This window comes from Oryzomicrobium terrae (genome assembly GCF_008274805.1).
In the GTDB taxonomy this organism is placed as follows: domain Bacteria; phylum Pseudomonadota; class Gammaproteobacteria; order Burkholderiales; family Rhodocyclaceae; genus Oryzomicrobium; species Oryzomicrobium terrae.
This window is the reverse complement of record NZ_CP022579.1, coordinates 422,195-448,515: the sequence shown is the minus strand read 5'-3', so window position 1 is coordinate 448,515 and position 26,321 is coordinate 422,195. Positions and strand designations below refer to the sequence as shown.

The following is a 26,321-nucleotide window of genomic DNA, read 5'->3' as shown; positions in this document are numbered from 1 at the left end:
ATTGCCCCCCATACTCTCAACGACGTGCCCGCCTCATTTCACGGGGAATCTTTTCATGACGATCGCCCAGGATTTCGCCGCCTACGGACAATGGCGCGCCGGCCTGCGGGAAGGCATCGAGCGCTTCCGCAACTGGCTTGCCGACAACGAGCTGAACGACGGCCAGACCGAGCTGAAGCTCGAGCACCTGCTCGAACGCCTCAAGGAAGACCGGCTCAACGTCGCCTTCGTCGCCGAATTCTCCCGGGGCAAGTCGGAGCTGATCAACGCCATCTTCTTCGCCGACTACGGCAACCGCATGCTGCCCTCCTCGGCCGGCCGCACCACCATGTGCCCGACCGAGCTGCTGTTCGACCCGGCCAAGGCGCCGGCCATCGAACTCCTGCCGATCGCCACCCGGGAAGGCAACACCGGCATCGCCGAACTCAAGCGCTACCCGGACGAGTGGCACCGGGTGCCCCTCGACACCACCTCCGCCGAGGCCATGCAGGCCGCACTCAAGCAGGTTTCCGAGGTGATCCGGGTGACACCGGAAAAAGCCGCCGCCCTGGGCTTCCCCCTTGGCGAGGAGAGCCACGGCGCCTACCGGATCGGCGACGACGGCCTGGTCGAAATCCCGCGCTGGCGCCACGCCCTGATCAATTTCCCCCACCCCTTGCTGCAGCAGGGCCTGGTGATCCTCGACACCCCGGGGCTCAACGCCATCGGCGCCGAGCCGGAACTGACCCTGTCGCTGCTGCCCAATGCCCACGCGGTGCTGTTCATCCTCTCCGCCGACACCGGCGTGACCCAGTCCGACCTGGAAATCTGGCAGGAGCACATCATCGGCCAGGGCGCCGCCGGCAGCCCCCGCGCCCCGGGCCGCGGCCGCCTGGTGGTGCTGAACAAGATCGACGGCCTTTGGGACGAGCTGAAGAGCGACGCCGAGGTGGCCGGCGAGATTGCCCGGCAGCAGCACAGCTGCGCCGCCATCCTCGGTGTGCCCGACGGCCAGGTGTTCCCGGTCTCGGCGCAAAAGGGCCTGGTAGCCAAGATCAACGGCGACGCGGCGCTCCTCGCACGCAGCCAGCTGGCCGACCTGGAGCGGGCCCTGGCCGGCGAGCTGATCCCGGCCAAGCGCGAAATCGTCCGCGACGGCGCCGCCGGCGAACTGAACGAACTGCACCAGCGCATCCAGCGCCTGCTCGACGCCCGCCAGAGCGGCCTCACCGAGCAGCTCACCGAACTGACCGAACTGCGCGGCAAGAACCGGGGCGTGGTCGAGTACATGATGGGCAAGATCCAGGCCGAGAAGGAAGAGTTCGAAACCGGCCTGCAGCGCTACTACGCGGTGCGCAGCGTGTTCTCCACCCTGACCAACAACCTGTTCGGCCACCTGGGCATGGAAGCCCTCAAGACCCTCACCCAGGCCACCCGGGAAAGCATGGTGGAAGCCAGCTTCTCCCGGCACCTGTCCGAGGCCATGACCCGCTTCTTCGTCGTGGTGCGTGGCAACCTGGGCAAGTCCTCCGGCGAAGTCAGCGAAATCGCCGCGATGATGGGCTCGGTGTACAAGCAGTTCAGCGTCGAGCACGGCCTCAAGCTCGGCTCGCCCACGGTGTTCTCGCTGCAGCGCTACGAGAAGGAAATCCTGCGCCTGGAGCGTTGGTGCAACGACAACCTCAACACCCCCCGCCAGTTGCTCACCCACGAGAAGCGCAACGTCATCGCTAAGTTCTTCGAGGAAGTGGCGACCCAGGTGCGGCGCGCCTTCGAGCACGCCAATCGGGATGCGGAGTTGTGGTTGAAGGCGGTCATGGCGCCCATGGAAACCCAGGTGCGCGAGCACCAGATCACGCTCAAGCGGCGCCTGGAAAGCATCAAGCGCATCCACCAGGCCACCGAGACCCTGGAAGACCGCATCGCCGAACTGACCCACGTGGATGGCGAGCTCAAGACCCAGCTGCACGCCCTGGCCCAGCTCAAGGCCAGCCTGGATGCGCGGCTCGACGCCGCCCCACCGGTCGAAGTGGCCCGCGCCCGCGCCGCCTGAACCACACCCACCCACCGGAAACCCGCACCAATAAAGGCGCTCCGGGCAGGCACCGTGAAACTCTAGGACTGGCGCGGGGTTTCGCGGTGCCCCGCTGAAACACCGCGCCCTTCCTTGGTTTCAGCGCGGCACGGTCAATCGCACGACCCAAAAACACAGGGCTCCCGCCGTTGCCGGCCGGGAGCCCTGTGTTTTTGGCGCATCCGCAGACACGCCGGCGGCCACCCCGCAGGGCAGCCGGGCGCGATCAGGCGCGCTTGTTGCCAGTCAGCTGCTCGTACTTGGCCCACAGCTGATCGTTGGTTTCCGGATGCTCCGGGCTCTTGCCGATGCAATCCACCGGACACACTTCCATGCACTGGGGCGTGTCGTAGTGACCGACGCACTCGGTGCACTTGGACGGATTGATCTCATAGATCTCGGCGCCCTGGGAAATTGCTTCGTTCGGGCACTCCGGCTCGCAAACGTCACAGTTGATGCATTCGTCGGTAATCCACAAAGCCATGGCTGCTCTTCCTTACGCACTCGTTGCTTGCCGAATTTCGGACACTTTGGCAGCCAACCGCTCGGCGACCGCCGGCTGCACGAACTTCGAAACATCACCGCCCAGCAGGGCGATTTCCCGGACCATGGTCGCGGAAATGAACATGTACTGCTCGCCCGGGGTGAGAAACACGGTTTCCACGTCCGGGTAGAGGTTGCGGTTCATGCCGGCCATCTGGAATTCGTACTCGAAATCCGAGACGGCCCGCAGTCCCCGCAGGATGACCTTGGCGCCTTGCTGATGGAGGAACTCCATGAGCAGGCACGAGAAGCCCTTGACCTCGACGTTCGGGTAGGCGGATACCACCTGGGTGGCGATCTCGACCCGCTCGGCCATGGGGAAGAAAGGCCGCTTCGAACGACTGTCGGCCACCGCCACGATGACGTGGTCGAAGAGCCGGGCGGCCCGCCGCACCAAGTCCTCGTGGCCCTTGGTGAACGGATCGAAAGTACCGGGGTAGATGGCGACGCGCTTGCTCAATTCCATCAAAGCTCCAGGAGGGGCCGGAAACCGACGGGAACGTCCACCGCTTAGGCAGCGGAAGCGCCGTCGTGTTCAACCTGCCGCATCAAGTGGTAGAAAACCTGCCCGGCCTGGCCATTGCGGACCGTGGTCCAGCCCGCCAGCCCGGCCAAGGGCGCTTCTGCCTCGGCGTAGAGCGCTCCCTCCGGCTGCAAAAGGCGCGGCAGGTGCGTCTCCAACCGCGCCAGGAACCCCTGTCGGTAGGGCGGATCGAGGAAAACCACGTCGAACCCGCCCGGGGGCACCCCGGCGGAGGCCGCGAATTGTAGCGCATCCGCGACCACCACCTCCACACAGGTCAAACCGAGCAACCGGGCATTGGCCTTGAGGGCTGCCGCCACCTGGGGCGAACGCTCCACCATCACCACCCGCGCCGCCCCCCGGGAGGCCGCTTCCAGCCCCAGGGCGCCGCTGCCGGCGAACAGATCGAGGCAGGTCTGCCCGGTCAGGTCCTGGCCGAGCCAGTTGAACAGGGTTTCGCGTACCCGATCCGGTGTCGGCCGCAGCCCGGGCACGTCGGGAAACTTCAATACCCGACGGCGATGAGCGCCGCCGATGATGCGCAGGCTCCCCATTACTTGGCCGGTGCCGCCGCAGCCTTGCCGCCGGCTGCTTCGGTTGCCCCGTCGGTTGCCACTTCCACCGTCACCAGCCGTGCAGCTTGCACGTGGCGGGCGAAGGCATCCTTGATCTGGGTCACGGTTACCGCCTGGACCCGCTCGGTGTAGCGGTCGAGCCAGTCCAGGGGCAGACCGTAGAAGCCGATGGTGGCGACCTGGTCGAGCAGCTTGCGGTTGCTGTCGAGGCGCAGCGGGAAGCCGCCCACCAGGTTGTCCTTGGCGGCTTTGAGTTCGGCGGCGCTGGGGCCCTTGGCGACGAATTCGGCCAGGGTCTCGCGCACGACCTTGAGGGCGTCGTCGGCTTGCTCCCGCTTGGTCTGCAGGCCGATCTGGAAGGGCCCCTCCTCCTTGAGCGGCAGGAAGTAGGAATAGACGCTGTAGGCGTAGCCGCGCTTCTCGCGCACTTCCTTCATCAGCCGGGAGACGAAACCGCCGCCCCCGAGCACGTAATTGCCCACCACCAGGGGGAAGAAGTCCGCATCGCCGCGCTTGAAGGTGGGGGTGCCGATGAACAGGTGGGACTGGGCGGCCGGGTGGGCGATGGACACCGTACCGGCGGCCGGCGGCGTGACGGCGGGCAGGGCCAGGGGGGCGCCGCTGTCGGCGGGCAGGCCGGCAGTCAGTTGCTGGGCCACGGCTTCGGCCTGGCTCCGGGTCAGGTCCCCCACCAGGGTGACGGTGGCGCGCTTGGCCGAATAGAAGGTTTTCCAGTAGTCGACCAGGTCGTCCCGGGTCAGGGCGGCGATGGATTCCGGGGTGGGCTGGCGGCCGTAGGGATGGTCGCCGTAGAGCCCCTGCCAGAAGGCGCGGCTGGCCAGGGTCTCGGGCCGGGTCAGGGCCTCCTTCAGGCCGGCCACCGCCCGGTCCCGCTCCCGGGCCACCACCGCCGGGGGAAAGCTCGGTGCGGCGAGCACGGTGCGCAGCACCTCCAGGGCGCCGTCCCGGGTCGGAGCGTCGGACAGGGTACGCAGAGACAGGCTGGCCCGGTCGGTATCCACGCCACCACCCAGCTGGGCGCCCAGGTCGGCGAGGCGATCGGCGATGGCCTGCTCGGAAAGCTCCCCCGCCCCCTGGGCGAGCAGCCCCCGGGTCAGCCCGGCGACGCCGGCCTTGCCTGCCGGGGCATAGGCCGAGCCGGCAGCGAAATCGACCTGCACATCCACCACCGGCAGGACATGGGATTCGACGAACAGCACCCGGGCACCGGACGGCGCAGTCCAGGTATCGATGCGCGGACCGGCCTCGACGGCCAGAGGCAGGAAAGCCGCCGTCAGGCCCAGCAGCAAGGGGGCGAGGGAGGCGATGCGCCGCAGGGCGGCAAGGGAAAGGCTCATGATCTTCTCCGTAAGCAGGGCGGGCAACGAAGGCAGCGGTTAGTGGCGCAGGCCGGCGGCGGGCACGGCATCACCTCGGGCCTTGGCCGCCGGGCGGTCCTTGAGGGGCTGGGGGTCGAGCACACCGACGGTGAGGGTGTCGTCGCCGAAGTAGGTCTTGGCCACCCGCACCACGTCCGCGGCGGTCACCGCCTTGAGGCGCTCGATCATGCGGTCGCTGGCCTGCCAGCCGAGGCCGACGGTTTCCAGCTCGCCCATCTCCATGGCCTGGGCGAACATCGAGTCGCGCTTGTAGATCTGGCTGGCCAGCATCTGGGCCCGGGCCCGCACCAGCTCCTCGTCCTTGACACCCTCCGTGGCGATGCGGGCGATCTCGGCGCGCACCGCGGCTTCGACCTCGGCCGGGGTCTTGCCCGGGGCTGGGGTGGCCTGAACCATGAACAGGGCCGGGCCGCGGCCCACGTTGTCGTAGCCCACGCCCACGTCCTGGGCGATGCGGGCCTCCTTGACCAGCCGGGTGGTCAGGCGCGCGCCGTCGTAACCGTCGAGCAGGGCCGCCAGCACATCCAGGGCATAGGTATCGCCATCCTGGGCCTGGGCCTTGGCGTCCATGCCGGTGACCTTGGGCGCTTTCCAGGCCAGCATCACCGAGGGCAGCTCGGCCGGAGCCTTCACCGTCACCCGGCGGATGCCGGTCTGAACCGGCTCGTCCTGGGGCTTGCGCACCGGCAGCGGGCGGGCCTTGAGGGGACCATAGGTTTCCTTGGCCCAGCGGAACACCTGCTGGTGGTCCACGTCCCCCACCACCACCAGGGTGGCGTTGTTGGGTACGTACCAGCGGTCGTAGAAGGCGCGCAGGTCGGCTACGGTCATGTGCTTCAGGTCGTCCATCCAGCCGATCACCGGCACCCGGTAGGGGCTGGCCTGGAAGGCGGCGGCATTCAATCCCTCATAGAGCAGGGAGCCGGGCTGATCCTCGGTGCGCAGGCGGCGCTCTTCCATGACGACCTGGATCTCCTTGGCGAACTCGGCCGGGGCCAGGCTCAGGTGGCGCATCCGGTCGGCCTCCAGGACCATCATTTCGTGGAGCCGCTCCTTGGGAATCTGCTGGAAGTAGGCGGTGTAGTCCCGGTTGGTAAAGGCATTCTCACGCCCACCGGCGGCGGCCACCCGCTTCGAGAACCCACCGACGCCGACCTTGGGAGTGCCCTTGAACATCATGTGCTCCAGGGCGTGGGCCAGGCCGGTGGTGCCGTTGACCTCATCGACGCTACCCACCCGGTACCACACCATCTGCACGGCGGTGGGGGCGCGCCGGTCTTCCATGACCAGCACCTTGAGGCCGTTGTCGAGACGGGTTTCGAACACGGGAGCGCCGGCCGCCACGGCCAGGGCGGCATTCAGCGACAGGGCAAGGCAAAGCAGACCGCGCAACATTCGTTTCATGGGGATCCTCAACGGGTGGCGGGAAGGATGGATATCGCGGGAAATCGGTTGGCAACGGCAATTAAAACGGGACGGGCCCGGGGTGGGATAAAATCCAGCCTTCCCGGGCTCGGGATTGGGTGCCAGTGAGTGGGGCTGCATGTTACCTCCGCCCCTCGCCGCACGGCCAGTACCGGCAGCCCGCCTACCGCGCCGATCCCGGCGCCATGCCCCGCTACGACTGGATTCCCGCATGTTTGGTTTGTTCAAGAAATCGCCGGCCGAGGCCACCCCGCCCGCCCCCCCGAGCGGTACTGACGCGCCCCCCGCCGCCGCCCCAGCCTCTGCCCCCATCCCGGCCGCCCCGGAAGCCAAGCGCTCCTGGCGCGAGCGTCTGTTCGCCGGCCTGACCCGCACCCGCAGCCAGTTGTCCGGCGGCCTCAAGTCTTTGTTCGCCCGGGGCAAGGTAGACGACGAGCTGCTCGAGGAACTGGAAACCCTGCTGCTCACCGCCGACGTCGGCGTGGAAGCCACCCAGCACCTTCTCGACGCCCTGAAGAAGAAGGCCAAGAGCGACAAGCTCGACACCCCGGAGGCGATCCAGCAGGCCCTGTCCGACACCCTCTACGAGCTGCTCGCCCCCCTGGAAGTGCCCCTCGACGTGGCCAGCCACCAGCCCTTCATCATCATGATCGCCGGGGTCAACGGCGCCGGTAAGACCACCTCCATCGGCAAACTGGCAAAGTACTTCCAAAGCCAGGGCAAGAGCGTGCTGCTGGCCGCCGGCGACACCTTCCGCGCCGCCGCCCGGGAACAGCTGATGACCTGGGGCGAGCGCAACAACGTCACCGTCATCGCCCAGGAATCGGGCGACCCGGCCGCCGTGGTGTTCGACGCCATCGCCGCCGCCCGCGCCCGGGGCATCGACGTGGTGCTGGCCGACACCGCCGGCCGCCTGCCCACCCAGCTGCACCTGATGGAAGAGATCGCCAAGGTGCGCCGCGTCATCCAGAAGGCCGACGCCAGCGGCCCCCACGAAGTGCTGCTGGTGCTCGACGCCAACATCGGCCAGAACGCCATCGCCCAGGTGAAGGCCTTCGACAAGGCCATCGGCGTCACCGGCCTGGTGGTGACCAAGCTCGACGGGACCGCCAAGGGCGGCGTGCTGGCGGCCATCTCGCGCCAGTGCCCGAAGCCGGTGCGCTTCATCGGCGTCGGCGAGGCCATCGACGACCTGCGCCCCTTCTCGGCCCGGGACTTCACCGACGCCCTGTTTGGCCAGGACAACCTGGCCTGACCCCCCGACCGCCATGATCACCTTCGCCAACGTCACCAAGCGCTACCCCACCGGGTTCGAGGCCCTGCGGGACGTGAGTCTGGACATCACCGCCGGCGAGTTCGTCTTCGTCACCGGCCACTCCGGCGCCGGCAAGACCACCCTGGTCAAGCTGATGGCCGCCATCGAGCGGCCCACCAGCGGCGGCATCATCGTCAATGGCCAGAACCTCTCGGCCCTGCGCCCGTCCGCCCTGCCCTTCCTGCGGCGCAATTTCGGCCTGGTCTTCCAGGACCAGAAACTGCTGTTCGACCGCCCGGTGCTGGCCAACGTGCTGCTGCCCCTGGAAATCGCCGGCACTCCGCCCAAGGAAGCCCGCAAACGCGCCCTGGCGGCCCTCGACAAGGTCGGTCTGCTCGACCGGGAGAAGGCCCTGCCGATCACCCTGTCCGGCGGCGAGCAACAACGCCTGGCAATCGCCCGGGCCGTGGTGAACCGTCCCGCCATCCTGCTCGCTGACGAGCCCACCGCCAACCTGGACGCCACTTCGGCCGGCCAGATCCTGTCCATCTTCAAGAGCTTCAACCAGGTCGGCGTCACCGTCATCCTCGCCACCCACGACCTGCAGTGGGTGGACAAGCTCGCCCCCCGGGTGCTGTGGCTGGAAAAGGGCAAGCTGCATGAAGGCCTGCCTGAGCAGGCGCCGGCCCAGCTCGCCCCCCTGTCGCCCCCCGCCAACCTGACCGAGGAGGCCGCCTCGTGAGCCTCGCCCACCACCACCAGGCCCTGACCACCGCCCTGGTCCGTCTGCGCGACGCCCCCTTCAACGCCCTGCTGTCGCTGCTGGTGATCGGCATCGCCTTGGCCCTGCCCGCTGCCGGCTGGGTCGCCCTGGACAACGTGCGCCTGGCCGCCAGCGGTCTGGCCGAGGCGCCCGAAGTCAGCCTGTTCCTCGAGCCCGGCGCCGGCCGCGACGAGGTGAAGGCCGTCGAGCAGAAGCTGCGCGACGCCGGCGCGCCCTACCGTTTCGTTGCCAAGGACGCCGCCCTGGAACGGCTGAAAGCCCGGGAAGGGCTGGCCGACCTGGTCGCCAACCTGCCGAAGAACCCCCTGCCCGATGCCTTCGTCGCCGACATGGCGGGACGCGACGCCACCGCGGTGGAGCGCTTCGTCAAGACTGCCGGCGAATGGCCCCGGGTCGCCCACGTCCAGTTCGATTCGGCCTGGATGCGCCGCCTCGATGCCTTCCTGCGCCTGGGGCGCCTGGCGGTGGTGCTGCTCGCCGGGGTGTTCGGCGTCGGTCTGATCGCCGCCACCTTCAACACCATCCGCCTGCAGATGCTGGCCCGGGCCCAGGAGATCGAGGTGGCCCGGCTGATCGGCGCCACCCCGGGCTTCGTCTCCCGGCCCTACGCCTACTACGGCGCCCTGCAGGGTATTCTCGGCGGGCTGCTCGCCGCGGCCCTCGTGGCCCTGGCCTTCTTCTTCCTGTCCGGGCCGGTGGGGGAGCTGACCCGCCTCTACGGCAGCGGTTTCCGCCTGCGCGGCCCGAGTATGGCCGAAGTGGGCGCCCTGTGCGCCGCCGGTGCCCTGCTCGGCTGGCTCGGTGCCCGCCTGTCGGTGGCCCTCTACCTGCGCCAGCAGCCCCAGTAAGATTACCGCCAGGGCCGGCCCCGGAAACATCTGGGAGCCGGCCCGGTCAGACCAACACCGCCGCGGTGGGACGAAGCGCCCTCCTGGCCTGCCGTCCCGCCGTTGCTCCCCCCTTTTGCGAGCCTGCCCACGGACATGCCCCGTATCTTCAGCCCCGGCACCCTGCCCCGCCCCCGCCTCGCGGTCCAGGCGGGCCTGTGGACGGCGGTCGCCGTCTTCCTCGGCGCCGCGCTCTCCCGCCTGTTGTCGTTTTCCGGCAGCACCTTCTCCGACCTCAGCTTCTCCCTGTTCTGGCCGCCGGCCGGCATCGGCTTTGCCCTGGTGTGGCGCTACGGCCTGCCCGGGTTGTGGCCCCTGGCCCTGGGGCTGGGGGCCTGGAGCCTGCTCTCTTACTACCAGGTGCCCCTGGTGGCGGCCCTGGCCATCGTCGCCTCGTGCACCGGGCCGGCGGTGGGCGCCTGGGTGCTGCGCCGCCTACTGCAAGCCAGCCCGGTCACCATGCCGGAACGGCGCAGCGGGGTGCGCGATCTGCTTGCCTTCTACCGCATCGAGGTCGGTATCGCCGCCCCCCTGTCGGCCCTGATCGGCACCCTGGGCTTCAAGCTGGGCGGGTTGTTCCCCGCCGCCTCGGCCCTCGACGTTTTTCTCGCCTACTGGCTGGTCGATGCCATCGGCGGCATCCTGTTCGCCCCCGCCCTGCTCACCCTGTGGCAGGAGAACATCCGCCCCCGGCAGTGGCTGGCGGCCCTGGACCGCCCCACCCTGGTGGCCGCCGTCTCCATCGCCCTGGCCCTGACCCTGCTCACCTGGAACGGCGCCAGCGACTACGCCACGGCCCTGGCCTACCTGTACTTTCCGGCCATCGCCGCCTGCGCCATGCGCCGCGAGGCCGCCACCACCGGCCTGACCCTGATCGCCACGGCCATCCTGATCCTGTCGGCCAAGGCGTTCTCCACCATGGATGCCCAGGCCCTGCGCTTCGCCATTTTCCAGACCGCCCTGGTGCTGCTGGTGGCCGCCGCCTTCGGCCAGATTCTCCAGGCCATCGCCGCCGACCGCCGCGCCGCCTACCGCAAGCTGGCGCGCCAGGCCGAGCTGGACAACGTCACCGACTGCCTCAACGAGCGGGGCTTTCTCACCGCCATGGAGCACAGCCGCCGGGAACGGGCGCGACGCCGCGATGGCCGCGGCCTGTTCATCCTCGGCGTCGAGAACCTGGAATCCGCCGGCCATCTGGTAGGGCTGGCCACCATCGCCGACTTCGAGCGCGAGCTGGCGGCCCGGCTACGCGCCGCGGACGACCTGAGCGCCGTGGCCCGGCTCCAGCCCGGGGTATTCGCCGCCCTGTTGCCCTTCGGCAGCCCGGCGGCGGTGGAGGAAGCCTTCCTGCGCGTCGAGGCCGGCTTCCGCCGGGGCCCCCTGCACCTGGCGGGCAACGGCACGGCGCTACGCCTGCAACCCCTGCGCGCCGGCCTGTACGTGCCCGCGCAAGCCCAGGAAACCCTCGACGAGATTCTCATCGCCCTGCGCGAAGCCCTGAGCGAGGCGGCCCTCAAGCCCGACCGGCGGGTGCTGCCGGAGCCGGTGTCGCGCCACCAGGCCGACACCCGCCGCGCCCACGCCCGGCGCATCGAGGCGGTGCGTGCCGCCCTCGGCGAAGGACGCATCCGCCTGCTCGCCCAGCCCCTGGTGGCCAACCGCCCCCCTGCACCGGGCGCCCCGCTGCGCCACGACTTCGAAGTACTGGTGCGGGTGCTCGACGAGGGCGGCAACGTCATCCCCATGCCCGAGGTCATCGCCGCCCTGACCCAGCGCCCCCTGGCCCTGGAACTGGACCGGGCGGTGATCGAGGCCGCCTTCGCCCATTTCGCCGCCCACCCGGAACAGCTCGCCCGGGTCGGCAAATGCGCCCTCAACCTGACCGGTGCCAGCCTGTCCGATCCGGACATGCTGCCCTTCATCCGCGACCGTCTGCGCGCCCACGGCCTGCCCACGGCGCCCTTCGCCTTCGAGATCACCGAAAGCCAGGCCATTCTCAACGACCAGGCGGCCAGCGACCTGCTGCTCGGCCTCAAGGCGCTCGGCTGCCGCATCGCCCTGGACGACTTCGGCACCGGCCTGGCCACCTACGACTACCTGAAACGCTTTCCGGTGGACTACGTGAAGATCGACGGGTCGTTCGTCAAGGATCTGGAAAGCAGCCCGGTGGATCGGGAGATCGTCGCGTCGATCGTGCGCGTGGCCCACCGCCTGGGCGTCGGCACCGTGGCCGAATTCGTGCACAACCCCGGGGTGCTGCGCTGGGTGACCGACCTGGAGGTGGGCTACAGCCAGGGCTACGCCCTCTCGCCGCCCCTCCCCCTGGCCGAGCTTATAAACGGCCCCTATCCCGAATCCAGCGCAGCCCCATCCTCGGTGCGGACCGCCCCCCTGTCGGCCTAGCGCGCCACCGCGCCGCCCGGCGCGCCCAGCACCACGCCGATGGTCAGGCCACGGCCGGCCAGCCCTGGCCCCATTGCCAGGGCGGCGCCATGCAATTGGGCGATCCGCCCGGCGATCGACAGCCCCAGGCCGCTACCGCCCCCCGGTTCCTCGGCCGAACTGGCCAACCGGACGAAACGCTCCTGGGCGCGCTGCTGCTGCTCGGGAGGAATGCCCGGGCCGTCGTCGGCCACGCTCAACCGCCAGCCGCCCCCGGGTTCGGCCGCCACCCGCACCACCACCCGGCCGCCGGCCGGGGTATAGCGCAGGGCGTTATCCACCAGGTTGCGCAGCAGGACGGCGAGCAACTCGGGCTGGCCCGACGCCCAGGCCCCCTCCCCTGCCACCTCCGGCAACGCCAGTTCCAGGGCCACCTCGCGGCGCTGCGCCAGGCCCGCCTGGCTGGCCACCACCTCCCCGGCCAGGGCGGCCAGATCGACCCGTTCCGCAGCGAACACGCCACCGGCGGTGTCGACCCGGGCCAGAGTGAGCAGTTGCTCCACCAGGTGGGCCAGCCGGTCGGTACCGCGGATGACGTTGCGCAGGGCCGACTGGCGGGCCGCCGCGTCGTCGGCGATATGCGCCACCTGGGCCTGGATCTTCAGCGCCGCCAGAGGCGTGCGCAGTTCGTGGGCGGCATCGGCAGTAAAGCGCCGCTCCCGCTCCAGGGCTTGCTCGACCCGGACCAGCAAGGTGTTTACCGCCCCCACCACCGGCACGATCTCCGCCGGCGGGGCCTCGACCTGGACCGGCACGAGGTGGTCGGGGGAGCGCTGGCGCACCTGTTCGGCCAGCTGGCGCAGCGGCGTCAGGGCCTGGCGGATGCCCACCAGCAACAGGCCGAGCAGCACCGCCCAACTGGCCAGGTGCGGGTAGAGGGCGTTGAGGGCCACTTCCCGGGCCAGCTTGTTGCGCACCACGCCCTGCTGCCCGACCACCACGCGCAGCCCTTGCGGATCGCTGCCGGCCACGTAGAAACGCCAGTCGCCGTCGTGCCAGGGCAGGGTCACGTAACCGTCGCCACGGAGGGCTGCCAAAGCCTCCAGGGGGATGTCGGGGGCCGTATCGGAACGGGCCACCAGCTGGGGCGCTCCACCCGGGCGCGGGGCCGGCTGCCAGACCTGGAAGACCAGGCGCTTGTGGTAGCGGTGCGCCTCCCGGGCGGTGCCGTCGGCGCTGACCACGGCAGTGGCGGCCCGTCCGGCGGTGGTGGCCAGCACGTGGGCGATTTCCACCAGCTGGGCGTCCATCAGTTCGGCGGCTTCCCGGGTGGCCTGGCGGTAGCCGAGCAGGCCGGTGAGACCGTCCACTCCGGTGACGCAGACCAGCACGATCAGGATCAGGCGACCGTGCAGCGACGCCAGCCAGCGGGGAATCACGGCTTTTCCACCAGGTAGCCCAGACCACGCCGGGTCTGGATGAAGTCGGTGCCGAGCTTCTTGCGCAGGTGGTGGATGTGCACCTCGATGGCGTTGCTCTCCACCCCCTCGCCCCAGCGGTACAGGGCCGCTTCGAGCTGGGGCCGGGAGACCACCCGGCCGAGACGTTCGAGAAGCAGTTCAAGAATCGCCAGTTCGCGCCCGGAAAGATCCACAGGCGCCTCGTCCAGGTAGGCCTGGCGGGCTTCCGGGTCGAAGGCGACGCGACCGGCGACAATGCGCGGTACGGCCCGGCCGTGGCTGCGCCGGATCAGGGCGCGCAGGCGGGCGGCCAGTTCGTCCAGATCCACCGGCTTGACCACGTAGTCGTCGGCCCCGGCGGCAAAGGCGCGCAGCTTGTCTTCCTTGGCGTCCCGGGCGGTGAGCAGCAGCACCGGCACGGCGCTGTTGCCGCCAGTGCCGGCCTTGCCGTTGCGGGCCGCATCGAGCACCGCCGTGCCGTCGCCGTCGGGCAGGCCCAGATCGAGCACCAAGCCGGCGTAGGTGTCGGTGGCCAGGGCCGACAGGGCCGCGGCGACGCTACGCACCCAGTCCACCTGGAAGCCGTAGTGGTTCAGCCCGGCGCACAACCCGTCGCCGAGCAGCAGATCGTCTTCGACGAGGAGTAGGCGCATGGTGTTATGGCGCGGCTCAGGCCGCCGCCGGCGCAGCGCGGCGCGATTCCAGACTGCGCTCGTCGATGGGCAGGTTGATCAGGGCGGCCATCACCCCGAGGGCGATGCAGATGCCCCACACGGTGTCGTAGGACCCGGTGGCGTCGAACAGCTTGCCCCCCAGCCAGACGCCGAGAAAGCTGCCGATCTGGTGGGCGCAGAAGACGAAGCCGGAGAGCATGCCGAGGAAGCGCACGCCGAACACCTGGGCGACGATGGCGTTGGTCGGCGGCACCGTGGACAGCCACAGGAAGCCGATCACCGCGGCGAAGGCATAGACGCTCAGGGGCGTGAGGGGCGCCAGCAGGAACAGGCTGATGGCGATGCTGCGGCAGAAGTAGATGGTGGCGAGCAGGTAGCGCTTGGGGAAGCGGTTGCCCAGGTGGCCCACGGTATAGGTGCCGAACACGTTGAACAGGCCGATCAGGGCCAGGGCGGTCATACCCACCGAGGCCGGCAGGCCTTTGTCGAGCAGGTAGGTGGGCAGGTGCACGCCGATGAACACCACCTGGAAGCCGCAAACGAAGTAGCCGAGCATGAGGAAGATGAAGCTCTTCTCGCGCATCGCCTCGCGGAAGGCCTCGCCGGCGGTCTGGCCATGGGCGCCGGCCCCGGCAGCGACACCCTTGGTGAGGGACGCCCCCAGGGGCACGATCAGGAAGGCGGCGGCGGCGAAGATCAGCAGGGTGCCGAACCAGCCCAGCCCGCCGATCAGCCCGGAGGCCACCGGAATCATCAGGAACTGGCCGAAGGAACCGGCGGCAGCGACGATGCCCATGGCCCAGCTGCGCCGGTTGGGGGCGATCAGCTTGCCCATGGCCGAGAACACCACGCTGTAGGTGGTGCCGCTCTGGGCCAGGCCGATCAAGACCCCGGCGGTGGCGGCCAGGCCGGTGCCGCTGGCCGAGTAGGCCATGCCCACCAGGCCGAGCATGTAGAGCAGGCTGGCCACCCACAGCACCCGCTTGGCGCCGAAGCGGTCGGCGAGCAGGCCGGCGAAGGGCTGGCTGACGCCCCACATCAGGTTCTGCACGGCGATGGCGAAGGAGAACAGCTCCCGGCTCCAGCCGTGGGCGCTGGTCATGGGGGCGAGGAACAGGCCAAAGGTGTGACGGATGCCCATCGACACGCAGACGATCAGGGCGGCGAACAACAGCACCGAAGCCAGGGTGCGTTGCGGAGAAGCGGAAGCAGGGGGAGTGGCGGCAAGGGTCATGGTGCGTCGCTGGGGAGTGTGGTTATGGCGGGCGGGCCACAGCGCGGCCGCGCCCTTTATAAGGTTTTTCGAAAATGCATTGTAACGGGGACGCCGCCGGAAGGCATTCCAATGACAACACCCGCCATGCCCCCGGCAATGTCGTCGCTCGAGCGGCCAATGACGCCAGCGCCGGCCGCTTGGCCAGCGTCGCGCAACGTTTACGCCTTAAGGCGGCCTTAATCTGGGCCGGCTATCCTGTCGGTCATTGTCCCTTTTGCCGTATTCCGTCCGCCATGCGCCAAACCCCGCGTCCTGCCTTGTCGTTGAGCCACCCCATGCCAAACCCCGCGCCCCTGCTCGATCTTCACGGCACCCCTCTGGAGATCGAGATCTGGCGCGGCCTCCAGCCCGACACCCCGGCAACGATGCCGTCAGGCACGGCCGGACGACGGCCGGGTCGCAGCGCCGCCCTGCCCGCGGTCCTGTTCGCCGCCTTGCTCGCCGGACCGGCCCTGGCCGCCCCCGGCGCCCCCCCGCCCGCCGCGGCCGCCCCGGCCAGCGCGACAGCACCGGCCGGCGCCACGGCCCCGATCCCCCTCTCCGCCAGCCAGGTCCAGGCCCTCGGCGTGCGCAGCGAACCGGTTGTCCCGGCGGCGGCCGGCAGCGGCACCGCCCTGGCCCATCTGCCGGCCACGGTCAGCGTGCCGGTCGGCCAGCTGCGCATGGTGGCCGCCCCCGCCGCCGGCATGGTGGAAACAGTCAAGGTGGTGCCCGGCCAGCAGGTGCGCAAGGGCGACGTGCTGGCCACCTTCGCCAGCCCGGAGCTGCTCGCCCTGCAACGGGAAGCCAGCGTCGCCCGCAGCCAGGCCGAACTGGCCGCCAGCGCCCGGCGCCGCGACGAGGCCCTGTTTGCCGAAGGCATCATCGCCGCCGCCCGCCTGGAGGCGACTCGGGCCAACGCCGCCCAGGCCGCCGCCCAGGCCGAGGAAAAACGCCTCGCCCTGGGGGTGGCCGGCCTGCCCGCCAAGGGCGGCCCGAGCGGCGCCGCCGCCCTCGTAGCGCCGCTCTCCGGCTACGTGCTCGAACAGCTGGCCACCCCGGGCCAGCGGGTCGACGCCGCCGCCCCCCTGTTCTCACTGGCCGACAGCAGCGCCCTGGGGCTGGAAATCCAGGTGGCCGCCAGCCTGGCCGCCCTGTTGCCGGACGGCGCCCCGGTGCGCACCATCCTGGCCGACGGCCGCACCCTGCGCGGCAAGGTGGTGAGCGTCGGCCGCCAGGTCGGCGCCGCCCAGACCGTGGCGGTGCGCGCCAGCCTGGAGCGCCCGGGTGCCGGTGCCGCCAGCCTGCCCCTGCGCCCCGGCCAGGCGGTGGAAGCCGAGATCAGTCTGGCCGGCCAGGCGGCCCTGGCCGGGGCGGTGCGCATCCCCGGCGCGGCCCTCACCTACCGCAGCGGCGCGGCAAGCAACGCCGGCAATGCGGGCCAGGCCACGTCGGCCTACGTGTTCGTGCACGAGCAGGAAGGGCTGTACCGGCCCTTTCCGGTGACGGTGCTCGGCCCCCTGCCCGGGGGCTGGCTGGTCAAGCCGGCCGGCGCCATCCCCTTCGCCGACAAGGCCCGGGTGGCGGTAGCCGGAGTGGCGGCGCTGAAGGCCGCCTGGCTCGGCCAGAGCGGCGAATAAGGGAGCCCGCCGGCCATGATCGCCCGCTTCTTCTCCCAACTGGTCGCCCTGTCCCTGGCCCAGCGCCTGCTGGTCGGGGTGGCCGCCCTGCTGCTCGCCGGCTACGGCGTGGTGAGCCTGCAGAGCCTCCCCATCGACGCCTTCCCCGACGTTTCCACCACCCAGGTCAAGATCATCATCAAGTCCCCGGGCATGACCCCGGAAGAGGTGGAAACCCGCATCACCGTGCCGATCGAGCAGGAGATGCTGGGCATTCCCAAGCAGCGCATCCTGCGCTCCACCTCCAAGTACGCCCTGGCCGACATCACCATCGACTTCGACGACGGCACCGACATCTACTGGGCCCGCCAGCAGGTCGGCGAGCGCCTCGGCAACGTGCTCAAGGACTTGCCGAGCCAGGCGTCCGGCGGCCTGGCGCCGATCACCACGCCCCTGGGCGAGATGTTCATGTTCACCGTCGAAGGGCCCCTGTCGCTGGAAGAGAAGCGCAATCTGCTCGACTGGACGATCCGTCCCCAGCTGCGCACCCTGCGCGGCGTGGCCGACGTAAACACCCTGGGGGGCTACGCCCGGGCCTTCGAGGTGGTGCCCGACGTGGCGGCCCTCAATGCCCGTCAGCTGTCGCTCACCGACCTGGAAAACGCGCTCGCCGAGAACAACCGCAACGACGGCGCCGGCCGGGTCAACGAGGGGGAGGAGGCCCTGCTGGTGCGCGCCGAAGGCGCCATCCGCGACGTGGACGACCTGCGCAACGTGGTGGTGGCGGTGCGCGGCAACACCCCGGTGCGCATCGGCGACGTGGCCGAGGTGCGCATCGGCGCCCTGACCCGCTACGGCGCGGTGACCCAACATTCGCAGCACGCGCCGGACGACAAGGACAATGTCCTGGCCCAGGGCGAGGCGGTGGAAGGCCTGGTGCTCGGCCTGCGCGGCGCCAACGCCCAGGCGGTGGTGGAAGCGGTGGCGGCCAAACTGGCCGAGATCGAGCCGACCCTGCCCGCAGGCACCCGGCTGGTGCCCTTCTACAACCGGGGCGAACTGGTGGGGCGGGCGGTGCACACCGTGACCAAGGCCCTGCTCGAAGCGGTGGTGCTGGTGGCGGTGCTGCTGTTCGCCTTCCTCGGCAGCCTGCGCGCCGCCGTGGTGGTGGCGGCGATCCTGCCCCTGTCGGCCCTGGCCACCTTCATCCTGATGAACCACTACGGCCTGTCGGCCAACCTGATGAGCCTGGGCGGCCTGGCCATCGCCATCGGCATGCTGGTGGACGGCGCCGTGGTGGTGGTCGAGAACATCGAGGCCCACCTACACGCCCGGGCCGGGCAGCACGGCAAGCTGAGCGCCCACGACAATCTCGCCCTGGTTTTCCGGGCGGTGGCGGAAGTGGCGCCGCCGGTGGCCTCCGGCGTGGCGATCATCACCATCGTCTTCCTCCCCCTGCTCACCCTGGAGGGCCTGGAAGGCAAGCTGTTCATGCCGGTGGCCCTAGCCATCGTCTTCGCCCTGGTGGCCTCGCTGCTGCTGGCGTTCACCGTGGTGCCGGTGGGCGCCTCGCTGTTGCTCAAGCCGGCCACGGGCGAGCCCTGGCTGGTGCGCAAGCTCAACGCCGTGTACGACCGGCTGCTGCCCCGCGCCCTGGCCAATCCCAAGCCGGTGCTGATCGGCGCCGGACTCTCCCTGGTGCTGGCGGTGGGCGCCTACCTGGGCACGGGCAAGAGCTTCATGCCGACCCTAGACGAGGGCGACATGATCGTCCAGCTGGAGAAGCTGCCCTCGATCAGCCTGGCCGCCTCGGCGGCCCTGGACCAGCGCGTCCAGGCGGCGATCCTCAAGGACATCCCGGAGGTCCGGCGCATCGTCGCCCGCACCGGCGCCGACGAGTTGGGACTGGATCCGATGGGCCTCAACCAGACCGACACCTTCCTGGTGCTCAAGCCCATGGCCGAATGGCGCACCCCGGACAAGGCCTGGCTGGCCGACCAGCTGCGCAAGGTTCTCGACGAGTTTCCCGGGGTGGTCTACAGCTTCACCCAGCCCATCGAGATGCGCGTCTCGGAAATGCTCACCGGCGTACGCGGCGACGTGGCGATCAAGATCTACGGCCCCAATCTGGACACCCTCAACGGCCTGGCCGCCCAGGTGCAGGGCGCGGTGAAAGGCGTCACCGGGGCCGAGGACGTGATTACGGTGAAGAACGAGGGGGTGCAGTACCTGGCGGTGAACATCGACCGCCTCGCCGCCGGCCGCCTCGGCTTCGCAGTAAATGCCCTGGAAGCGGATCTGAAACGCCTGATCGAAGGCACGCCGGTGGGGGTGGTGGTGGAACCGGGACGGCGCACGCCCCTGCTGCTGCGCGGCCCCGGCGCCGATACCGCCACCCCGGCCCTGGCCGACCTGCGCCTGCAACTGCCCGACGGCCGTGCCGTGCCCCTATCGGCGGTGGCGACCCTGAAGCGGGTGGAAGGCCCGGTCAAGGTAGACCGGGAAAACGCCCAACGCTACGTGGTGGTGCAGAGCAACGTGCGCGACCGGGACCTGGTGGGTTTCGTCGATGACGCCAAGGCCGCCGTGGCCGCCCACGTCAAGCTGCCCGCCGGCTATCGCATCGCCTGGGGCGGCCAGTTCGAGAACCAGCAGCGCGCCGCGGCACGCCTGGCCCTGGTGGTGCCGATGGCCCTGCTGCTGATCTTCGGCCTGCTCTTCGTCACCTTCGGTTCCCTGCCCCAGGCCACCCTGGTGCTGGCCAACATCCCCTTCGCCCTGGTGGGCGGTGCCATCAGCCTGTTCCTCTCCGGCGAATACCTGTCGGTACCGGCCTCGGTGGGCTTCATCGCCCTGCTCGGCATCGCCGTACTCAACGGGGTGGTGCTGGTCAGCTACTTCAACACCCTGCGCGACCAGGGCCTGTCCCTGGACGAAGTGGTGCGCGAAGGCGCCCGGCGGCGGCTGCGCCCGGTGCTGATGACCGCCTCGATCACCGCCTTCGGCCTGGTTCCCCTGCTCTTCGCCAGTGGCCCCGGCTCGGAAATCCAACGCCCCCTGGCCATCGTCGTGGTGGGCGGGCTGATCAGCTCGACCCTGCTCACCCTGGTGCTGCTGCCCATCCTCTACCGCCGCTTCGGCGTCCCCCGGGACGCCGAGAGCGATGACAGCGCGGGCGGCAACAACTCTTCCGTGGTGCAACCGTCATGACCTTCCGTGAATTCCCGCTGTGCCGGCGGCAACGCCCCCTGGCATTCCTGGTAACTGCGCTGCTGGCCGGCTCCGCCTGGGGTGCGGCGGACCTGCCCCCGGCCAACGAGGTCAAGGCGGCCATTGCCGCGGCGCCGCTGGTGGCCGCCGCCCGGGCTGGACTGACGGCGGAAAGCGCCAACCGGGAACGGCTCAACGCCGGCCCCTACGAATGGACCACCCGTCTCAGCGACCAGCAGCGCCGCCTGCGCAATGCCCCCAATGAAGGCCCGCGGGGCCCCTTCAACGAGTGGAGCGTCGCCCTGGAACGGCCGGTGCGCCTGCCGGCCAAGGCCGAGGCCGACGCCGCCCTGGGCGAACAGGGCGAGACCACCGCGCGCATCGCCGTGGAGGACGCCCAGCACGAAACCGCCCGGCAGCTGCTCGCCGCCTGGTTCCAGTGGCTGCGCGCCCGGGTCGCTGCCGACCAGAGCCAGGCCCAGGCCAAGCTGCTCAGCCAGCTGGCCGGCAGCACCGCCCGCCGCCACACGCTGGGAGATGCGGCCCGCCTCGAAGCCATGCAGGCCGATGCCGCTGCCGCCCAGGCCGATGCCCAGTGGCGCCAAGCCCAGGCCCGTCTGCAGGCGACCAGCCAGGAGCTGCGCGTGCGCTTCCCGGCCATTGCCCAGCCCGACGACGTGCGTCTGCCGTCCCCCGAGCCCCTGGTCGGCAGCCTGGCCGCCTGGCAGGACAGCATCGCCAGCAAGAGCCACGAACTGGCCCTGGCCGGCGCCGAAACCCGCCAGGCCCGCCTGGCGGCGCAACGGGCCGAAGCCGAACGCACCCCGGACCCGGTGGTCGGCGTCCATGTCGGCAGCGACCGGGGGGGGGAGGAAAAACTGGTGGGGGTGTCCCTGTCGATTCCCTTCGCCGGCGACGCCCGCCGCGCCGCGGCGCGCAGCCAGGCAGCCCGGGCCAACGCGGTCGCCTACCGGGAAGAGGCCCTGCGCCAGCAGGTCAACGCCGACATCGCCAGTCGCCACGCCACCGCCAGCGCCGCCCAGCTCGCCTGGGAACGGGCCGACCAGGCGGCCCGCCAGCTGGAAGCCACCGCCGACCTGAGCGCCCGAGCCCTGGCCCTGGGCGAAGCCGGACTGGCCGAAGTGCTGCTCGCCCGCCGCCAGGCCGGCGAAGGCCGGCTGGCCGCCGAACTGACCCGGCTGGATGCCCTGGAAGCCCGCTACCGGCTGGAGCTGGACGCCCACCGGCTGTGGGACTACGACGCCGACTGAGGCCCGCCCCCTCATGCAGGCAGGGGCGCAGGTCGCGATAAGGAAGGCCTCACCAGGCGCGTCGCCACGGCAATGCCGGGGGATGGCGGGCTAATCCCCCCGGCGCCCGGCCCGGGCGACGAAGCGCTCCAGTTGTTGGGCGAAGGCGCGCCGATCATTGAGGCTGAAGGCCGCCGGCCCGCCGGTTTCCACCCCGGAGGAGCGCAGGGTGTCCATGAAGTTGCGCAGGGTCAGGGCGGCCTGGATGGTGTCCGGCCCGTAGGGTTCGCCCCGGGGCGTGAGCACCCGGGCGCCCTTGGCGATGACCTCGGCGGCCAGGGGAATGTCGGCGGTGATCACCAGGTCGCCGGCCGCCACCCGCTCGACGATGGCCTGGTCGGCCACGTCGAAGCCACGCGGCACCTGGAGGCTGCGCAGGAACGGCGAGGGCGGTGCGAACAGGGGCTGGTTGGCCACCAGGGTGACCAGCACCTCAGCCCGGGTGGCGACGCGAAAGAGGATTTCCTTGATGACCTTGGGGCAGGCGTCGGCATCGACCCAGATCGCGACCTTGGCCATTTACGCCTCCACCGTAGCGGGGGAGCCGGGCACATCCACCGCGGCGGCGCCGGCGTCGGACTCCGCAGGGGCCGTAGTGCGCAGGGCGCGGGCGGCAGCCACCGCCACATCGAGCAACCGATGGGCATCGTCCAGGTCGAAATCGGTGCGCATGCGCTTCTTGATGCCGTACTCGTGGAGCAACAGCTGACGGGTCGGCACCACCCCACGCTGGGCCAGGCTGTGTTTGACGCATTGCAGCGGGCAGCCGTCCAGGGCCAGGATCGGCCGGCCGGAACGGGCGATGCGCACCAGGTGCGGCACGTCGCCGCCGACCCCGGCGATGCAGGACATCTCGGCCTCGTCCTGCCGGTCCAGGCGCACGGCGATGTGGTTGGCCAGTTGGGCGGCGCTGGAACAGCCCGAGCAGGAATAGACCAGGGGCAGGTCGGCAGGGGGGCGGCGCGTCATGATGATTGCGGCGAAGGGGGAAGAAAGAGCCTCCAGTGTAGGCCCCGCGCCGGCCGCGGCAATCGGTAAATTCGGCAGGGAGCCCCCACGGGTCCGCCCGCGGCACCGCCCGCGGCACCGCCCCGCTCCGCCCGACTCCCGCCAGGCGGCCATCCGTCCTGCCAATCCCGGCGCGGGTCGGTGCAAGCGGCAACCACGCGGCGGCCGGCCGATCGAACCCGGAAGCAACGGCGCCGCACGCCATGCTAGATTAGAGAAGTCTTATTCTCCGGGCGACCGCTGCCCGGCTCGACCGCTTTTCGCTGCCCCTACTGGAGACATCCATGTTCACGCCTGCCCATACCCTGGTCCAAGCCGCCAAGAAGTCCATCCAGGAATGCTCCCCGGCGGACATCCACGCGCGGATGTCCGAACCGGACACCTTGCTGCTCGATGTCCGGGAGCCCGACGAGTACCGCCAGGGGCATCTGCCCGGCGCGGTGAACATTCCCCGCGGCATGCTCGAATTCAAGATTTCCAACGACCCGGCGCTGCAGGACGTGACCCGTCCGATCATCGTCTATTGCAAGACCAGCGGCCGGGCGGCACTGTCCGTGGTCGCCCTGCACGCCATGGGTTTCGAGAACGTGGTGTCCCTGGCGGGGGGCTTCGAGGGCTGGCAAGAGGACAGCCGCCCGGTGGTCAAGCCGAGCGAAATTTCCTTTGAGTAACGGTCAGGCCGTAAGGCGGCGGGAGGGGGCCCCCCGCGCCGCTCGCACGCTCATGGTCGCGGCGCAATGGCGCCGCTCCATCCCGCTTACTGGCTGGTCCAGCCGCCCTCGACGGGAATCGCCGCCCCGGTGATGTTGTGGGCCACGGGGTGGCACAGCCAGGCCGCCAGCTGAGCAATCTCGGCCGGCAGCGACATGCGCTGACTCGGCTGCTTCTCGGCGAGCAGTGAACGCACCCCGGCTTCCCGGTCGCCACCGACTTGGGCGGCCCGGTCCAGTATCTGGGGTTCGAGCAGGGTGGTCTCGGTCCAGCCCGGGCAGATGCAGTTGACCGTCACGCCGCCCTGCTCCCGGCTGCCGGCCCGGGCGTACTCCAGGGCCGCCACCTTGCTCACCCCGACCAGGCCGAACTTGGAGGCCACGTAAGGCGCCTTGTGCGGCGAGGCCACCAGGCCGTGCACCGAGGCGATGTTCACCACCCGGCCGTAGCCCCGCGCCGCCATGCGCGGCAGGGCGGCCTGCATGGTGAGGAAGGCGGCCGACAGGTTCACCGCCAGAAAGCGCTGCCACAGTTCCAGGGGCACCTCAGCCAGGGGCACGGTCTGCTGGATGCCGGCGTTGTTGACCAGGATGTCCAGGGGGCCGTCGGCCAGGACGGCAGCCATCAAGGCCTGGACCTGGGTGGCGTCGCTCAGGTCGTGGCCATGGACGGTGACCGACAGGGCGCCGGCGGCAAGCACCGTCTGGCGGGCATTTTCCTGCTGCTCGGCGTCCCCCAGCCCGTGCAGGACCAAGTGGCATTGCTCTGCGGCCAGGGCGGTGGCGATGGCCAGCCCGATGCCTTGCAGCGAGCCGGTGACGAGGGCGCGGCGGCCCGGTTGGGGTGGGGTCATGGAACGTCTCCTGGGTACGCCTGCCGGTAGCGGCGCACCTCGTTGGTTATCGGTCTTTCGGCACAGGTCGAGGCGCAGATCCCGCACACTCCGCGACCTGGCCGAGCCCGCTCAGCGCTCGGCCGGGCTGATCGTCACCGCCGAGGTGACGATCAGTTCCATCAGGATGTTGCGCGCCAGTTGCTCGGCATAATCGTTGCGCGCCGTGGCCGCCGCCATCGCCCGCTCCGCGTCGCCATCGGCGATGGCGTTGATCTGGGCGATGTGCAGGTCGCAGATCTGCACCAGGTTGGAATGGCGCTTCTGGTGGAAATACAGGAAGCGCCGCGCCAGGGTCTGCAGCATGGCGTAGAACTCGGCGGCATAGGTGTTGCGCGCCGCCTCGCCGAGCCGGCTGGTGAGGCAGAAGTGCAGCCGCATGTAGACCCGCATGTCGTTGAGGGTCTTCAGCCCCTCCAGTTCGCTCGCCAGCTGACGCAACGCGGCCCGCTCGGCGGCGCTGGCGCACAGGGCCGCCTGGGCGACGATCAGGCGCTCGATCTCGCGGCGCGCCTGGATGATCTTAAGCTGGCCCTGGTAGTCGATCTCGGAGATGAACACCCCCTGCCGCGGCGCGATGTGCACCAGGCGCTGGTAGGCCAGCTTGTGCAGGGCCTCCCGGGTGGGGGTGCGGCCGAAGCCGACCTTTTCGCTCAGGGCGGCTTCGGACCACTGGCTGCCCGGCGGCAGCTCGCCGGTAACGACCATCTCTTCGAGGGCGCAATAGGCCTTTTCGGTCTGGCTGGCGGTCTGGCGGGCAAAGAGGGGATTGGCGTCGGCGTCGGTCATGAGGTCGGCGTGGCGAGTTTGCGCAGTTCGGTTTTCAGCACTTTACCAGTGCTGTTCTTCGGCAGTTCGGCGACGAAGAAGTACCAACGCGGCCGTTTGAAGCGGGCAATGGAGCGCAGGCAGAGGGCTTCCAGTTCGGCCTCGCTGACCGTGACACCGTCCTGGCAGACGACGAAGGCGGCGATCGACTCGCCCCATTCCCGGTCGGCCACGCCGATCACCGACACCTCCTGGACCGCGGCGTGCTGGAGCAGCACCTCCTCCACTTCCCGGGGGTAGATGTTGGTGCCGCCGCTGATGATGACGTCCTTAGAGCGGTCTTTAAGCTGGAGCAGGCCGCGCTCGTCGAGCACGCCCACGTCGCCGGTGTGCAGCCAGCCGCCGGCCAGGGTCTGGCGGGTGGCCTCCGGGTTGTTCCAGTAGCCCTTCATCACCGAGGGGCCCCGGGCCACCACCTCGCCCAGGGTGCCGACCGGGGCCGGCTGGCCATCGGGGCCGAGCACCGCCACCTCCACCGAGGTCTGGCTGGCCCCCACCGAGGCCAGCACGGCCAGGTCGTTGCTGGCCACGGCGGCGGCGGTCTGTTCCGCCGACAGGGCGGTGATCGACATCGGGCTTTCGCCCTGGCCGTAGATCTGGGCGATGCGCGGGCCAAAGCAGGCCACCGCCGCCTTGATGTCTTCGACGTAGAACGGCGCACCACCGACGATCAGGGCACGCAGGCCGGGGAAGGCGCTGCCGTGGGCGTCCACGTGCTGGATCATGCGCTGGACGATGGTCGGCGCGGCGAACAGGCTGGCCGAGCGGTAGTGGCCGAGCAGTTCGAACAGTTCGGCTTCGTCGAAGCCACCGCTCTCGGGCACCACCTGCAAGGCGCCGCGGATGAAATAGGGCACGCCGTACAGGCCGCTGCCGTGGGACATGGGGGCCACGTGCACCAGCACGTCGTCGCCATTGAGAGGCTGGACGTCGGCGTAGAAGTTGAGAGAGGTGGCGAGCAGGTTGTCGTGGGTCAGCATCACCCCCTTCGGCCGCCCGGTGGTGCCGCTGGTGTAGAACAACCAGGCGATGTCGCCGCCGTCGCCGGCTACCGGGGCAATCGGCTCCCGGGCCAGGGCGGCGGCGTAGTCGGCCGCCTCCACGTCGATCAGCTGCAGGCCGGGCAGGCGTTCGGCCACCGGCAGCAACCCCTGGTACAGGTCACCGCTGGACAGGCAGGCGGCAGAGCCGGAATTTTGCAGCACGTATTCCAGCTCGTTGGGGTGCAGCTTGGCGTTGACCGGCACGGCGCACAGGCCGGCGTGCCAGATGGCGAGCTGGGCCTCGGCGTACTGGATGCAGTTCTTCATCGCCAGGGTGACCCGGTCGCCGGGTTGCAGGCCCAGGTCGTGGCGCAGCCAGCCGGCCAGGGCGCCGACGCGGCGGTTCAGTTCCCGGTAGGTCAGGCTCGGGCCCCGGCCGCGGGCCAGGGCGGGGCGGTCGCCGTGCAGGCGCACGGTGCGTTGGAACAGTTGGTTCAGATGCATGGCTCTCTCGGCAAGAAAAGGGGCGGAGGGACGATCCGCC

At 70.1% G+C, this 26,321-nt stretch carries 22 protein-coding genes; 9 read left to right on the top strand and 13 right to left on the bottom strand.

All coding sequences use genetic code 11. The features are described 5' to 3' along the window. Nucleotides 1–55 precede the first annotated feature (55 nt). Nucleotides 56–2,032: a dynamin family protein gene (locus tag OTERR_RS02035; RefSeq protein ID WP_149424703.1), complete on the top strand. Its 1,977-nt coding sequence runs from the start codon at nt 56–58 to the stop codon at nt 2,030–2,032. A gap of 247 nt (nt 2,033–2,279) precedes the next feature. On the opposite strand, the gene OTERR_RS02030 is transcribed toward OTERR_RS02035, so the two are convergent. The 5 genes from OTERR_RS02030 to OTERR_RS02010 are packed head-to-tail and all read right to left on the bottom strand — an operon-like array spanning nt 2,280 to nt 6,498. Beyond that, nucleotides 2,280–2,537: a YfhL family 4Fe-4S dicluster ferredoxin gene (locus tag OTERR_RS02030; protein ID WP_054621925.1), complete on the bottom strand. Its 258-nt coding sequence runs from the start codon at nt 2,535–2,537 to the stop codon at nt 2,280–2,282. A 12-nt stretch (nt 2,538–2,549) separates the two neighbouring features. Then, complete coding sequence (gene coaD, locus OTERR_RS02025) at nt 2,550–3,062, bottom strand: pantetheine-phosphate adenylyltransferase (protein ID WP_425466021.1); 513 nt, start codon at nt 3,060–3,062, stop codon at nt 2,550–2,552. Nucleotides 3,063–3,106: 44 nt separating this feature from the next. After that, nucleotides 3,107–3,673, bottom strand: a complete 567-nt coding sequence (rsmD, locus tag OTERR_RS02020; protein ID WP_054621924.1) for a 16S rRNA (guanine(966)-N(2))-methyltransferase RsmD — start codon at nt 3,671–3,673, stop codon at nt 3,107–3,109. Further along, on the bottom strand, nt 3,673–5,052 hold the full coding sequence (locus OTERR_RS02015; protein WP_149424702.1) for a M16 family metallopeptidase: 1,380 nt from the start codon (nt 5,050–5,052) through the stop codon (nt 3,673–3,675). The genes rsmD and OTERR_RS02015 overlap by 1 nt, the downstream gene beginning before the upstream one ends. A gap of 39 nt (nt 5,053–5,091) precedes the next feature. After that, nucleotides 5,092–6,498, bottom strand: a complete 1,407-nt coding sequence (locus OTERR_RS02010; RefSeq protein WP_149424701.1) for a M16 family metallopeptidase — start codon at nt 6,496–6,498, stop codon at nt 5,092–5,094. A 232-nt stretch (nt 6,499–6,730) separates the two neighbouring features. On the opposite strand from OTERR_RS02010, the gene ftsY reads away from it, so the two are divergent. The 4 genes from ftsY (at nt 6,731) to OTERR_RS01990 (ending at nt 11,848) form a co-directional block, all read left to right on the top strand. Next, complete coding sequence (gene ftsY / locus OTERR_RS02005; RefSeq protein WP_054621922.1) at nt 6,731–7,774, top strand: signal recognition particle-docking protein FtsY; 1,044 nt, start codon at nt 6,731–6,733, stop codon at nt 7,772–7,774. Nucleotides 7,775–7,787: 13 nt separating this feature from the next. Then, entirely contained in the window at nt 7,788–8,516 is a 729-nt protein-coding gene (gene ftsE, locus OTERR_RS02000; RefSeq protein WP_149424700.1) for a cell division ATP-binding protein FtsE, read from the top strand. After that, on the top strand, nt 8,513–9,406 hold the full coding sequence (locus OTERR_RS01995; RefSeq protein ID WP_149424699.1) for a cell division protein FtsX: 894 nt from the start codon (nt 8,513–8,515) through the stop codon (nt 9,404–9,406). The genes ftsE and OTERR_RS01995 overlap by 4 nt, the downstream gene beginning before the upstream one ends. A gap of 135 nt (nt 9,407–9,541) precedes the next feature. Beyond that, nucleotides 9,542–11,848, top strand: a complete 2,307-nt coding sequence (locus OTERR_RS01990; RefSeq protein ID WP_149424698.1) for a sensor domain-containing phosphodiesterase — start codon at nt 9,542–9,544, stop codon at nt 11,846–11,848. Here the strand turns inward: OTERR_RS01990 and OTERR_RS16505 are convergent. Genes OTERR_RS16505 through OTERR_RS01975 form a run of 3 tightly spaced genes read right to left on the bottom strand, consistent with a single transcriptional unit; the run spans nt 11,845 to nt 15,195 of the window. Next, on the bottom strand, nt 11,845–13,266 hold the full coding sequence (locus tag OTERR_RS16505; RefSeq protein WP_149424697.1) for an ATP-binding protein: 1,422 nt from the start codon (nt 13,264–13,266) through the stop codon (nt 11,845–11,847). The genes OTERR_RS01990 and OTERR_RS16505 overlap by 4 nt on opposite strands. Beyond that, complete coding sequence (locus tag OTERR_RS01980) at nt 13,263–13,940, bottom strand: winged helix-turn-helix domain-containing protein (RefSeq protein ID WP_149424696.1); 678 nt, start codon at nt 13,938–13,940, stop codon at nt 13,263–13,265. Before OTERR_RS01980 ends, OTERR_RS16505 begins: the two co-directional genes overlap by 4 nt. 16 nt (nt 13,941–13,956) lie before the next feature. After that, nucleotides 13,957–15,195 (bottom strand): MFS transporter, encoded by a 1,239-nt coding sequence (locus OTERR_RS01975; RefSeq protein ID WP_149424695.1) that lies wholly within the window; start codon nt 15,193–15,195, stop codon nt 13,957–13,959. Nucleotides 15,196–15,512: 317 nt separating this feature from the next. Here OTERR_RS01975 and OTERR_RS01970 point away from each other — a divergent pair, with 317 nt between their 5' ends. The 3 genes from OTERR_RS01970 to OTERR_RS01960 are packed head-to-tail and all read left to right on the top strand — an operon-like array spanning nt 15,513 to nt 21,316. Continuing rightward, the gene (locus OTERR_RS01970; RefSeq protein WP_149424694.1) at nt 15,513–16,856 is read left to right on the top strand and encodes an efflux RND transporter periplasmic adaptor subunit; all 1,344 of its coding nucleotides are present in this window, start codon (nt 15,513–15,515) and stop codon (nt 16,854–16,856) included. A gap of 15 nt (nt 16,857–16,871) precedes the next feature. Continuing rightward, complete coding sequence (locus OTERR_RS01965; RefSeq protein ID WP_054620005.1) at nt 16,872–20,045, top strand: efflux RND transporter permease subunit; 3,174 nt, start codon at nt 16,872–16,874, stop codon at nt 20,043–20,045. Further along, nucleotides 20,042–21,316, top strand: a complete 1,275-nt coding sequence (locus OTERR_RS01960) for a TolC family protein (protein WP_149424693.1) — start codon at nt 20,042–20,044, stop codon at nt 21,314–21,316. The genes OTERR_RS01965 and OTERR_RS01960 overlap by 4 nt, the downstream gene beginning before the upstream one ends. 90 nt (nt 21,317–21,406) lie before the next feature. On the opposite strand, the gene OTERR_RS01955 is transcribed toward OTERR_RS01960, so the two are convergent. Then, nucleotides 21,407–21,874 carry a YaiI/YqxD family protein gene (locus tag OTERR_RS01955; protein WP_149424692.1) on the bottom strand — a complete coding sequence of 156 codons (468 nt, stop codon included), beginning with the start codon at nt 21,872–21,874 and terminating at the stop codon, nt 21,407–21,409. Next, the gene (locus tag OTERR_RS01950) at nt 21,875–22,324 is read right to left on the bottom strand and encodes a putative zinc-binding protein (RefSeq protein ID WP_149424691.1); all 450 of its coding nucleotides are present in this window, start codon (nt 22,322–22,324) and stop codon (nt 21,875–21,877) included. Between the two features lie 323 nt (nt 22,325–22,647). Here OTERR_RS01950 and OTERR_RS01945 point away from each other — a divergent pair, with 323 nt between their 5' ends. Beyond that, a complete protein-coding gene (locus OTERR_RS01945; RefSeq protein ID WP_054620009.1) occupies nt 22,648–23,034 on the top strand; it encodes a rhodanese-like domain-containing protein in 387 nt (128 codons plus the stop codon). An 86-nt stretch (nt 23,035–23,120) separates the two neighbouring features. Here the strand turns inward: OTERR_RS01945 and OTERR_RS01940 are convergent, their stop codons facing one another. The 3 genes from OTERR_RS01940 to OTERR_RS01930 all read right to left on the bottom strand — a co-directional run bounded on the left by OTERR_RS01940 (nt 23,121) and on the right by OTERR_RS01930 (nt 26,281). After that, nucleotides 23,121–23,927 (bottom strand): SDR family NAD(P)-dependent oxidoreductase, encoded by an 807-nt coding sequence (locus OTERR_RS01940; protein WP_149424690.1) that lies wholly within the window; start codon nt 23,925–23,927, stop codon nt 23,121–23,123. A 111-nt stretch (nt 23,928–24,038) separates the two neighbouring features. Continuing rightward, nucleotides 24,039–24,755: a GntR family transcriptional regulator gene (locus OTERR_RS01935; RefSeq protein WP_149424689.1), complete on the bottom strand. Its 717-nt coding sequence runs from the start codon at nt 24,753–24,755 to the stop codon at nt 24,039–24,041. Then, nucleotides 24,752–26,281, bottom strand: coding sequence for an AMP-binding protein (locus tag OTERR_RS01930; protein ID WP_149424688.1), 1,530 nt, complete (start codon nt 26,279–26,281; stop codon nt 24,752–24,754). Before OTERR_RS01930 ends, OTERR_RS01935 begins: the two co-directional genes overlap by 4 nt. Nucleotides 26,282–26,321 lie beyond the last annotated feature (40 nt).